This window comes from Vibrio hibernica, from assembly GCF_015223435.1.
GTDB lineage: Bacteria > Pseudomonadota > Gammaproteobacteria > Enterobacterales > Vibrionaceae > Vibrio > Vibrio hibernica.
The window spans coordinates 1-11,830 of the sequence record NZ_VHKO01000067.1 but is presented as its reverse complement, the minus strand read 5'-3'; the positions used below and the strand labels follow the sequence as shown (position 1 = coordinate 11,830).

At 40.1% G+C, this 11,830-nt stretch carries 11 protein-coding genes and 4 tRNA genes; 7 read left to right on the top strand and 8 right to left on the bottom strand.

Annotated elements, in window-relative coordinates:
* Positions 1-101: 101 nt before the first annotated feature.
* From FH976_RS14385 to FH976_RS14370, 4 genes are all read right to left on the bottom strand, one after another.
* Positions 102-178: transfer RNA gene (locus FH976_RS14385), tRNA-Thr, on the bottom strand.
* Positions 179-185: 7 nt separating this feature from the next.
* Positions 186-260: transfer RNA gene (locus FH976_RS14380), tRNA-Gly, on the bottom strand.
* Positions 261-327: 67 nt separating this feature from the next.
* Positions 328-412 (bottom strand) — tRNA-Tyr (locus tag FH976_RS14375).
* A gap of 38 nt (positions 413-450) precedes the next feature.
* Positions 451-526, bottom strand: a tRNA-Thr gene (locus FH976_RS14370).
* A gap of 206 nt (positions 527-732) precedes the next feature.
* Here FH976_RS14370 and coaA point away from each other — a divergent pair.
* Positions 733-1,671, top strand: coding sequence for a type I pantothenate kinase (gene coaA, locus FH976_RS14365; protein ID WP_194091511.1), 939 nt, complete (start codon positions 733-735; stop codon positions 1,669-1,671).
* On the opposite strand, the gene birA is transcribed toward coaA, so the two are convergent.
* Both birA and murB read right to left on the bottom strand, forming a co-directional pair.
* Positions 1,657-2,646: a bifunctional biotin--[acetyl-CoA-carboxylase] ligase/biotin operon repressor BirA gene (gene birA / locus FH976_RS14360; RefSeq protein WP_194091510.1), complete on the bottom strand. Its 990-nt coding sequence runs from the start codon at positions 2,644-2,646 to the stop codon at positions 1,657-1,659. The two genes, coaA and birA, sit on opposite strands and share 15 nt — an antisense overlap.
* Positions 2,647-2,702: 56 nt before the next feature.
* Complete coding sequence (gene murB / locus FH976_RS14355) at positions 2,703-3,749, bottom strand: UDP-N-acetylmuramate dehydrogenase (protein WP_194091509.1); 1,047 nt, start codon at positions 3,747-3,749, stop codon at positions 2,703-2,705.
* Between the two features lie 68 nt (positions 3,750-3,817).
* Here murB and FH976_RS14350 point away from each other — a divergent pair, with 68 nt between their 5' ends.
* Together FH976_RS14350 and pssA are read left to right on the top strand one after the other, a co-directional pair.
* The gene (locus tag FH976_RS14350) at positions 3,818-4,252 is read left to right on the top strand and encodes a GNAT family N-acetyltransferase (RefSeq protein WP_194091508.1); all 435 of its coding nucleotides are present in this window, start codon (positions 3,818-3,820) and stop codon (positions 4,250-4,252) included.
* Positions 4,253-4,340: 88 nt separating this feature from the next.
* Positions 4,341-5,681: a CDP-diacylglycerol--serine O-phosphatidyltransferase gene (gene pssA, locus FH976_RS14345; RefSeq protein ID WP_194091507.1), complete on the top strand. Its 1,341-nt coding sequence runs from the start codon at positions 4,341-4,343 to the stop codon at positions 5,679-5,681.
* Between the two features lie 119 nt (positions 5,682-5,800).
* Here pssA and ilvC read toward each other — a convergent pair whose 3' ends face one another.
* On the bottom strand, positions 5,801-7,285 hold the full coding sequence (gene ilvC, locus FH976_RS14340; RefSeq protein WP_194091506.1) for a ketol-acid reductoisomerase: 1,485 nt from the start codon (positions 7,283-7,285) through the stop codon (positions 5,801-5,803).
* A gap of 139 nt (positions 7,286-7,424) precedes the next feature.
* Between ilvC and ilvY the strand changes: the two genes are divergently transcribed.
* The 4 genes from ilvY (at position 7,425) to FH976_RS14320 (ending at position 10,553) form a co-directional block, all read left to right on the top strand.
* Positions 7,425-8,315 carry an HTH-type transcriptional activator IlvY gene (gene ilvY / locus FH976_RS14335; protein WP_194091505.1) on the top strand — a complete coding sequence of 297 codons (891 nt, stop codon included), beginning with the start codon at positions 7,425-7,427 and terminating at the stop codon, positions 8,313-8,315.
* A gap of 267 nt (positions 8,316-8,582) precedes the next feature.
* Positions 8,583-8,990, top strand: coding sequence for a hypothetical protein (locus FH976_RS14330; protein WP_194091504.1), 408 nt, complete (start codon positions 8,583-8,585; stop codon positions 8,988-8,990).
* The gene (locus tag FH976_RS14325) at positions 8,945-9,793 is read left to right on the top strand and encodes a hypothetical protein (protein ID WP_194091503.1); all 849 of its coding nucleotides are present in this window, start codon (positions 8,945-8,947) and stop codon (positions 9,791-9,793) included. The genes FH976_RS14330 and FH976_RS14325 overlap by 46 nt, the downstream gene beginning before the upstream one ends.
* Positions 9,794-9,911: 118 nt before the next feature.
* The gene (locus FH976_RS14320) at positions 9,912-10,553 is read left to right on the top strand and encodes a hypothetical protein (RefSeq protein WP_194091502.1); all 642 of its coding nucleotides are present in this window, start codon (positions 9,912-9,914) and stop codon (positions 10,551-10,553) included.
* A 212-nt stretch (positions 10,554-10,765) separates the two neighbouring features.
* On the opposite strand, the gene FH976_RS14315 is transcribed toward FH976_RS14320, so the two are convergent.
* On the bottom strand, positions 10,766-11,746 hold the full coding sequence (locus FH976_RS14315; protein ID WP_194091501.1) for a Gfo/Idh/MocA family protein: 981 nt from the start codon (positions 11,744-11,746) through the stop codon (positions 10,766-10,768).
* Between the last annotated feature and the right edge of the window lie 84 nt (positions 11,747-11,830).

Here is an 11,830-nt window from a genome sequence, read left to right as displayed (position 1 = left end):
TGGATAGTCCCTCTAGGTACGGATTTGGTGGCTTTGATGACCACGTAACCAAAAAATTAGTGTTAATTATATTAGATTACCACGTTGCTTAATGTCAAAACTGGTGCTGATACCCAGACTCGAACTGGGGACCTCACCCTTACCAAGGGTGCGCTCTACCGGGCTGAGCTATATCAGCAAGTGTTTGGAGCGTGCGGCGGGAATCGAACCCGCATCATCAGCTTGGAAGGCTGAGGTAATAGCCATTATACGACGCACGCGTAATCACATTAAACGCAGTTTCATCTGCAATTTATTACACATATAGATCACTCTATATGGACAATATGGTGGAGGGGGACGGATTCGAACCATCGAAGGCGGAGCCGGCAGATTTACAGTCTGCTCCCTTTGGCCACTCGGGAACCCCTCCAAAATTTTTACATGCTCATTCTTTTAATAAAAAAAGACTGGTGCCGACTACCGGAATCGAACTGGTGACCTACTGATTACAAGTCAGTTGCTCTACCTACTGAGCTAAGTCGGCGCAAGTGGTGCGAATTCTATTGAATGTTCTAAATGCTTGCAAGAGTAAAATGAAAAAAACCATTATTTTCTATGCAGGAATGCTTATTTGCTTAGAAAAACGCCAAATTCCTAGTAATTAGCAGTGAAACACCTCTTGCACTAGTTTGAATTACATCGAGCATAGTGTATCTTCCCTCATCCTTTTTAATTGTTTTGAGTCTGATTATGAATCCATATTTGTCATATAACCGAGATCAGTGGTCTGAACTGCGTAACTCTGTACCTATGACATTAACATCAGATGATCTAAAAGAATTACAAGGCATCAATGAACATTTGATGATGGACGAAGTAACAGAAATTTACTTACCATTATCTCGTCTATTAAACTTATATGTGGCCGCTCGTCAAAGCCGCAATCAAGTTCTGCATCAATTTTTCAGCCCTCAGTTTGTAAAGAAAGAAGAAAAATCACCACCTTTCATTATAGGCATTGCTGGCAGTGTCGCGGTGGGGAAAAGTACGACCGCACGGCTGCTTAAAGCGCTTTTGTCTCGCTGGGAGAACCACCCTAAGGTCGAGCTTGTTACGACAGATGGATTTCTACGTCCGAACCAAGAATTATTAGATAATAATTTAATGATGAAGAAAGGATTTCCAGAATCTTATGATACCAAGCGTCTAATCGAATTTTTAACTGATGTAAAAGCCTGTAAACGTGATGTTAAAGTGCCCGTGTACTCACACATCACTTATAATGTTACCGATGAAATCAAAGTCGTTGATCAACCAGATGTCCTTATCATTGAAGGGCTAAATGTCCTACAAAGTCCCAATGACTACCCAGATGCACCTTTGAAAATGTTTATTTCAGATTTTTTGGATTTTTCTATCTACGTGGATGCCGATACAAAAAAAATAGAAGAGTGGTACGTGGCACGGTTTATGAAACTTCGTAAAGGAGCATTCACGAAACCCGGATCTTACTTTAGCCATTACACTCAATTGACCCAAGAACAATCCATCGAAAAAGCACAAAGTATTTGGCGCAGCATTAACGGGGTAAACCTAGAACAAAATATATTGCCAACCAAAGACCGAGCACAATTGATTTTACGCAAAGGCACGGCCCATCAAGTAGAAGAAATATTACTGAGAAAGTAGATCGGATTTACGCAGCGAGATCTCACCACCGATATAAGGTTCTACTCCGTTTTCGGTTTGTAATAAAATCGCGCCTTGTTCGTTAATTCCTCGGCCAATACCGTGTACTTCTTTATTCCCCATAATCAGTTTGATGGGTTTATTATTAAAATTATCTAATTCATTCCAACGATCAACAAATCTTTGCATTCCTTGATTTTCATATTGAGAGAGAACATCTTTCCACGCTGCCATCAGAGCGATAACTAAATCATTACGATTAGGTATTTCGCCATTAAACACCTTCTCCAAGTTCGTCCACGGCTGTTCTATTGATGCATTATTTTGAGACATATGAATATTTAAGCCCATACCAATCACAAGATGAGCGGCTTCTCCTGTCTGACCCGACATTTCAACTAATACACCAGCGAGTTTCTTATCTTGATGATATAAATCATTTGGCCATTTTAATTTTATCTCTTTCGCTCCAAATGATTCCAATGCATCGACGATCGCAACACCAATAGCCAAACTTAAACCCATCGCCGCGGCAACACCCTCTTCCAGTTTCCAATACATCGAGAAATATAAATTAGCACCAAATGGCGATGCCCACTCTCGCCCTCGCCTACCACGTCCTTTTTCTTGATATTCAGCCACACACACGGAGCCACTAACACTCTCATGGACTCTATCAAGTAAATATTGGTTGGTGGAATCTATAATAGGGATCAGCTCAACTGGCTGTAATGACTGGTCTTGAATTAACGTTTGATCTAATAAATCGATAGGAGTCGATAACTGATAACCTTTCCCCTGAACGCGATAAATATCCAATCCCCACAGTTGAATCGCTTTAATATGCTTACTAATAGCAGCGCGAGACATACCAAGCATTTCACCTAATGCTTCGCCTGAGTGAAATTGACCATCTGCAAGAGTCTTGATGATTTGGTATTTTACGATATGTTCTTTACGTACTTGTTCAGTCATCACTATCGCCTTGAATCGAATAAAGGGCTATCAATCTGAGTTATGGATAATTATTTTTAATGGCTCGAGTTAATAATGTCATCGAGCTGAGATTCTTCCGTGGCAGTAAAAAATCGGACTTCATGTTCGAGATTGATATTATATTTGCTTAAAACCGTTTGTTTTATAAACCAAGCAAGATCTAACACATCTTTTGCGCTTGCCGAACCAGTATTGACGATAACCAAGGCCTGCTGTGGATGAACTTGTGCATCCCCAACTTGATGCCCTTTAAGACCACAACGATCAATGAGCCAACCTGCAGCCATTTTAACGCCATCCTCTGTTTCGTAGCCATTCACATCTGGGTGGGCCGACTTTAGCTTTTCGTAAGCGGCGTGAGAAATAATAGGATTCTTAAAAAAGCTGCCCGCATTACCAATTAAAGCCGGATCAGGTAACTTACTTCGACGAATTTCACACACCAAGTCAAAAACAGATTTAGGGGTAGTTAATAAATCACTTTCAGCTTGTAATGGGCCATAAGAAAGGTTGGGCTTCCATGATTTATTTAAAACAATGCCTACCGCCGTGATGACCACTTTATTACGTAAAGCTTGCTTAAAAATTGAATCACGATATGAAAATTCACACTCTTTGGCCGACAAACGCTTAATTTGAAAACTGTCTAGATCCAAATAATCAACATATTCACAGATATCTTTGAATTCAACGCCATACGCCCCAATATTTTGAATCGGTGCACTGCCTGCACAGCCAGGAATCAAGGCTAAATTTTCAAGCCCATTCACCCCTTGCGCTAGCGACCATTCTACCAAGCTTGGCCAGTCTTCACCGCCAGAAATATGCAAATGATAATAACCATCTTTTTCAACCAATGACTTACCTTGCAAGCGGTTAACAATCACCACGCCATGATATGGCTGTGTAAAAAATACATTGCTGCCTTTACCTAGTATCAATTTAGGAATATCAACCCAATCTTTATTCTGAAACGCTTGGATAATATCGTCAACTTCATACGCTTCAATCAAAAAATCGCATGGGATATCAACCCCAAAAGTATGGAAGGGTTTTAGGTTTACGTTGTTTTTCACATTCATTTGATTGATTACCTGATCGAATATCGTGCTATTCTACCTTATCCAAAAGGCAAACACAGTGCTTCATTATGCAAGTTTTTTTTCAATCACTTCCTCTCATTAAGTTCCCATTACTAAAGCCTATCTATAAAGCTTATTACCCCATAGCCAAAGTTAAGAATAATGAAAACATCATCGTCGGCTATTATGATAAATCCATTATTGCCGTGGTTCGCTTTCGCCCTATAGAACACTATCGGTTACTAACAGGCATGTTAGTTTTACCTGAATACCAACGTAAAGGTGTCGGACAACAATTATTAACACACTGCGAAAATGCAATTTTAACATCGGATCACTACTGCTTTGCTTATCAACATCTCGAAAATTTTTACCATAACAACGGCTTTCATGTAGTTCAAAGTGATGATTTACCCGCACCATTAAAATTTTTATTCCTACGTTACATTTCTAGTGGAAAAAAACTGGTCGCAATGCGGTATAAACACACAGATATGTCATAAGATATTAAGCATATATAGTCAGGCACCTATATTATTTGCTACAGTTGCCGCCATAAGACTCAAAAGTTTCTAAGGTTAAACATAAAATATGATAGCTAGTAAGAATCTACTCGAACAGCTACCAACCATAGCTCAAGACCCAGATAAATTTGAAGTGCTATTTCAAGCCAAACTCTTCAGAGAGCGCCTACTTTCAGAAATCAAAAACGCACAACATCGAATCTATCTTGTGGCTCTGTATCTAGAAAATGATGATGCAGGATGCGAAGTTTTAACCGCACTTTATGAAGCCAAGCAGAGAAACCCTCAACTAGATATTACTGTTTGTGTAGATTGGCACCGAGCTCAACGAGGCTTAATCGGTGCTGAAGCAACGGAAGGTAACGCAGCTTTCTATCACAAAATGGAACAATCATATCAACATAAAATATCAATTCTTGGCATTCCAGTTCGCACTAAAGAAGTCTTTGGCGTATTGCATTTAAAAGGCTTCATTATTGATGATACCGTCATTTATAGTGGCGCTAGCTTAAACAACATTTATCTGCATAAAAAAGATAAGTACCGATTCGATCGGTATCATGTCATTGAAAATATGACGCTGGCCAATACCATGGTCAACTACATTAAAGAATACATTAATGGCAACCCTGCCGTTAATAGCTTAACTCAAATAGACAGACCAAGTACCAAGTCTCTAAAAATAGCGATTAAACAGTTTAGAGCCCTACTGGCACAATCAAGTTATCAATTTACTGGTTCACCGCTTAAAGACGGTGAAATTGGGATCATTCCATTGGTCGGCGTAGGTAAACATCGCAATAAGTTAAACTTACACATTAATCATTTAATTGCTTGCGCAGAAAAAGAGATTACCATTTTCACGCCTTATTTTAACTTCCCTAAAAGCATTGCAAAAGAAGTGAAAAAGGCCATCAAGCGTGGGGTGAAAATTACTATTGTGGTGGGCGATAAAACTGCAAATGATTTTTATATTCCTCCCGAAGAAGGCTTCAAAACCATTGCTGGATTACCTTATTTGTATGAGGTCAATTTACGACACTTTGCAAGGATCAATGAAGCCCATGTTGCGAGTCGTCAACTGTCTATTTATTTGTGGAAACACGATAAAAATAGTTTTCATCTAAAAGGCATATGGGTCGATAAGGAGTATATGCTTCTTACTGGCAACAATTTGAACCCAAGAGCATGGAAACTTGATTTAGAGAATGGTTTGCTGATTAAGGATCCACAGCAGCTTCTTAGAGAGAAATTTGAGCAGGAACTTGAATCCATACTCGAACACACTCATCTTGTCGGAAGTTATAAGCAGCTAGACGGGATTGAAAAATACCCAATTGAGGTGCAAAAGTTAATTAAAAAAATCAAACGCATCCGAATTGATAAAATCTTAAAGCAAATATTATAAGCATGAATAAAACACTTTAAGTTTACGGATTTAAAATCAGATATTTTATTCAGCAATCGAAAACAAAAAGGCTTACCTGTAATAGGTAAGCCTTTTTTATTTAGGTTGTTGGTATCTAATTAGCCACCAACAGCGATACGTTTCATATCTTTCATATAGCCACGCAGCTCTTGGCCAATCCACTCGACAGGGTGATTGCGTAGCGTATCGTTAATCTCAATCAACTGACCATTATCAACATGATTGCTTTCTTCGTTTAAGCCTTTACCAATAACATCTGCCGAAACATTTGGCATGAATTTTTCACGTAGAAGCGGAGTTGCTACGTTAGCAAATAGGTAGTTACCATATTCAGCCGTATCAGAGATCACAACGTTCATTTCATATAAACGCTTACGAGCAACGGTATTCGCAATCAGAGGTAATTCATGTAGAGATTCATAATAAGCAGACTCATCAATGATGCCAGATGCCGTCATTGCTTCAAAGGCCAATTCAACCCCAGCGCGAACCATCGCAATCATAAGGATGCCATTATCGAAATATTCTTGTTCTGCGATTTCCACATCTGATTCTGGATAATTTTCAAATGCTGTTTGACCGGTCTCTTCACGCCAGCCCAGTAGGTTCACATCGTCATTAGCCCAATCTGCCATCATAGTGCGAGAGAACTCACCACCAATAATGTCATCCATATGTTTATTATACAGTGGACGCATTAAGTCTTTTAGCTCTTCTGACAATTCAAATGCTTTCACTTTTGCAGGGTTAGAAAGGCGATCCATCATGTGCGTCACACCGCCAAACTTCAATGCTTCCGTGATGGTTTCCCAGCCGAACTGCAATAGCTTACCTGCATAACCCGCATCAACACCTTCTGCGATCATTTTTTCATAACAAACAATAGAACCCGCTTGCAACATTCCACAAAGAATAGTTTGCTCACCCATCAGGTCAGATTTTACTTCTGCAACAAATGAAGATTCAAGTACACCAGCGCGATGACCGCCCGTTGCTGCCGCCCATGCTTTAGCAATCTCTAAACCATCACCTTGAGGATCGTTTTCAGGATGCACCGCGATAAGAGTTGGAACACCAAAACCACGCTTATATTCTTCACGCACTTCAGTACCTGGGCACTTAGGTGCAACCATGACAACCGTAAGATCTTTACGGATTTGCATGCCTTCTTCAACGATATTAAAGCCATGTGAATAACCTAATGTTGCGCTTTTTTTCATCAAAGGCATCACAGTTTCAACCACATTAGTATGTTGTTTATCTGGTGTTAGGTTAACGACAAGATCAGCTTCTGGGATTAATGCTTCATAGCTTGCGACTTCAAAACCATTATCTTTGGCATTCTTGAATGATTGACGCTGCTCATCAATCGCTGCTTGGCGCAATGCATAAGCCACATTCAAGCCTGAATCACGCATGTTTAAACCTTGGTTTAGACCTTGAGCACCACAGCCAACGATAACGACTTTTTTACCCTTGAGATAATCAGCTTCTTGAGCAAATTCTTCGCGATCCATAAAACGACAACGACCAAGTTGGTCAAGCTGTTCACGTAAGTTTAGAGTATTAAAGTAGTTAGCCATGTTGAAAATCCTTTAGGTTGTAAATCCACAATGTGAGTGTTGACTCAATGAATTCATATTAAACCACGAATATCATTGTCTAAAGTGATATATTCACAAGTTATCCTTGCTAAAAACGCAATCAGAGAACGAGGTCACAATGAACATAAAAAGTCTGAATTTATTTGTTCATTTATGCAGTAGTCAGAGCTTCAGTAAAACGGCGACTGCAATGCATATCAGCCCATCGGCATTAAGTCGTCAAATACAAAAACTTGAACAAGAAATAGGGCAACAGCTATTAACCCGAGACAATCGCAGTGTTGAACTTACCGATGCAGGCAAACAACTCTTACCGGTAGCAATAAACATTGGTAGCGAATGGCAACAGCTATGCCATGCGATGCAGGGAAAAGAAAAAAGCCTAAGTGGTGAGATCCGTTTATTTTGCTCGGTAACGGCCAGCTTTAGTCACCTACCTGAATTATTGAGCGACTTTCGCTTAGCTTATCCCAATATTGAATTAAAACTCTCGACGGGTGATCCGGCTCAAGCCATCCATAAATTAATGAATAACGAAGCCGACATTGTCATAAGCGCGATGCCGACACAACTTCCTGCAAGAGTAATGTTTGAAACCATCGGTGAAATCCCACTATCAGTGATCGCACCGACTAATTTAAGTAGTTTCAGCCATGAATTACAAAAAAATCAGCCCGATTGGAATGAGATCCCCTTTATTATTCCAGAGTCAGGTACTGCTAGAGATCGCAGCAATACATGGTTTAAAGATATGAAAATAAAGCCAAATATATACGCTCAAGTTTCTGGTCATGAAGGGGTGTTAAGCATGGTGGCGTTAGGTTTAGGGGTGGGAATAGCGCCAGATGTGGTTATCAATAATAGTCCGGTAAAAGATAAAATCCAGCGATTAAAGGTCGCACCGATTAAACCGTTCAAACTCGGTCTTTGTTGTCAAAAATCACAACTCGAAAATCCATTGATCAATGCGTTATGGCAAGTATCGAAAAATAAATTCATCAAAACCTGACATTAAATCAACAGTGGTTATATATACTTCTTTTCAATGATTAAGCTCTCAGCAGTATTACGAAGAATCGAATAATAAATTGCGTAGAAACGGATATCTCGCCTGTCCCAGAATATTACGTGATTTTTAAGATCAATAGATTACGAACCCCAAGTAAGGTTAGCCCTACTTGGGGTTTTTCTTTTTTTAGGATCCATACATCAGGGAAATGGTTACGTTAATAAATCGTAACTGATGAATGTCAACTTCCCAATATGAGATTAATGAATGAATATGACCTCACTTTTTGCTGATAAAAAGCATAAGTATTTAACCCATGCGGTATTCAGCCTACTCACCTTATTAAGCTTCAACACTTTTGCTGAAACGACCACAGCCACAGATCAACCAGATATCCTCACAAATAACAATCGTAGCATCATGCTAAAGAATTATGACCCAATAGACAGTGGTGTTGGCCGCCCTTCTCAAACTTTTAAAAAGACACCACATCGTCAAGAGGCTGAGTCGGCGGCAAAAATGTCACCAAATGAAAAGCACAATCAAGAAGTCTGGAACCATGTACTGCCATTTGGTGGGCAAACCGCGATTTATATGGTTATAACCTACCTCTCCCTTTTGGTATCAGCTTGCTCTATTCACATGTTAAGCAACATCAGAATATTAGTAATATGAAAGTAGGCTATAACGGCAGCTCATCCGTTGGTAACAATCAAATCAACACCCATATCTCCCCACAAAATATTGATCCGAGCTTGTTTCGGTTCGATAACTTTGAAACCGACACTCAAACCCCACAGCTAAAAATTGATGCCTGGGTACTGCCATTTTTAAATGTATTTGCGACTGTAGGGAAACTTTCTGGCACAACCGATCTAGGCATGGTTCTTGGTGGGGACCAATTATTAAACTCGCTAAATAACCACTTACCAGAATGGGCTATGTGTATTCCAGGCAAGCATGGCCAAAATTGTAGAAATAAAGTAGATAGAATAAAAGAGCTAGCAGGCGGAGATCATAAAGCGAACACCAGTGTCGATATTGAAGGTTACAGCTACACTTATTGTGCAATGATTGCTGGAGCAACGGGTGATTGGTTCTATACCATGCCGATCAGCTACACTCAAACCCACATGAAAAAAGCCAGTGTCGATGGTGGAACAATCAATATCCAACCGCGCATTGGTTACAACTTTGAACTTCTGCGTGGCTACAAACTGTCGCTTTATACTGGCGCCAGTTACATGCAAACTAAACAAACCATTTCAGGTAGTTATAAACCGGGAGGCACAGCGGTTCCGGATCAAAATCAAGCTGGGGCGATATCATTTCAAGTCGACCAACAAAACCAAAATCCTTGGGCGGGTGTGATCGGTTTTAATCTCAATATTAACCAATATTTTTCAGCAGCATTTGAATCATCGGGGATCGCGGGTGACCGTAATCAATATGTTGTTATGGTTAATGGCCGTTTTTAACGCTTATTAAGAATGACTCGCTTCAATATTATTACGTCAACAAATAGCGCTTTTTTTAGCTAATACGATAATATTAGATCATTCAATCGATTGTTCACTTTAGGATCTCACTGCATTCATGCTTATTTTGCTTCTCTCACTAGTCTCATATTGGAGCGGAACGCCGATCACTAGCTTAACCAATCCTGACTATCGAGCTTACGATTCGCCATATAACTACAATTTTTTACAACTTGGCGCGGGAGTTCAGAATAATGGCTTGGATATCGACTTAGGCGGAAGCTACATGCTTGATGAACATTGGATGATCACAGGTCAATACCAAAATAAGTTTTTGCATGGTGGCGACTTACCAACAGGACAGGATTCATTAGATTCTAAGTTTAACCAAAGCACGTTTTCGCTTGGCGCCATGTATCGCATGCCAATTAACCGCTCACTTGATGCGGTTTTTGGGAGCGAGCTTAGTTACGATTGGTATAAAGGTGATGATTTAGGCTCGACTGCCGACCAAGTTATTGGCTTAGAATCCGATGACGGCAGTGTGGGTATCACCGCTCTCACTGGTCTGCGCTACAGTATTACCGACAAGCTAGAAACAGGGGTCAATATTGGTGCTAAATACGTTTACGATCGTACTTATCTGCAAACCTCAACGGAAATGAACTACTACTTCACTGAAAATATCGCCCTAGGCGGACAAGTGAGCTACAGCGATAATGATGGACATGTAGGATTTTATATTCGAATTTCAAACTAGTCAGTACGGCATTCTGGGATTTAATTTAAGCGTGAATAGAAGCTTATCGGCCGCTTTAGAGTACACGGGCTTAATTGGTGATCGTCGTCAACTGATCATGATGGTCAATGGACGGTTTTAACCTACAATATCCATCTAATTGTATTTAAAAAGATAAAGGCCATCATAATTATTGATGGCCTTTATTGTATCGATTTTATATAGGATGACGACTATTTATCAGCAGGAAAAATCACACCCGTCTGACGGCGAATTTCAGTCGTAATACGAGACACACCTAAAGCGCGTACCTTGGCTTTTTTACATAGTTCGCCCGTTTTAATTTGCTCGGCAAAAAGGCTCACTTCATAAGTCATGGTATTTTCAGCTTGTGGGACTTGATAAGTCACGGGATCTTCACCGCGTAGTTTAACTACAACATGGTCACATTCCGAAATATGAGGAATAAGCATAACGCCCGCCTCACCTTGTAGCTCTGTTGGTAACGTAGACTCCGACACCTTAGAATGGCAAATCACCACTTCAAAATCAGGATAAGTCAAAATCGCGCTTCCATGTGCATCCACGCCCGATTCAAGTAAGTGGGCGCTCGCTTTAATGCTGTCAGGCTCTCCAAATAATGCCACCGCGCTGGATACACAATAAAAACCAATATCCATAATCGAACCATTTGAAAAGGCTGGGTTAAACGTATTCGGATTTTCGCCATCGAGATAACGCTGATAGCGTGAAGAGTATTGGCAGTAGTGAATGCTCACTTTATGCAATTTACCAAGTTTAGGTAAGTGATCGTGTATCAATTTGAAATTAGGTAAATATTCGGTCTTAAACGCTTCAAATAACACAACATTATGTTGCTCTGCCACTTGATACATATGTTCCGCTTGCGTGATATTCGAAGCAACTGGTTTCTCACAAATGACATGTTTACCATTTTCTAGCATCAATACGCTTTGCTCATAATGCAATGAGTTTGGGCTAGCAATATACACAGCATCAAAAGTATCACTTTTCGCCATTGTTTCTAAGTCGGTAAATGGTATAGCTTGAGGGTTAAACGGCGCAGCAAACGCTTGGGCACGCTTTGTATCACGAGAATAAACCGCGGTTAATTCAAACTCGTTCACCTCTAATGCCGCTTGCACAAACCGCTCAGTGATCCAGTTGGTACCAATAATTGCTAGACGTAACATAACTTTTTATCCCTTATTAAAAATAACAACACCGCAGAAGCAAGCCGCTGCGGTGTTCATCATACGTATATTTGGTTCAAGTGC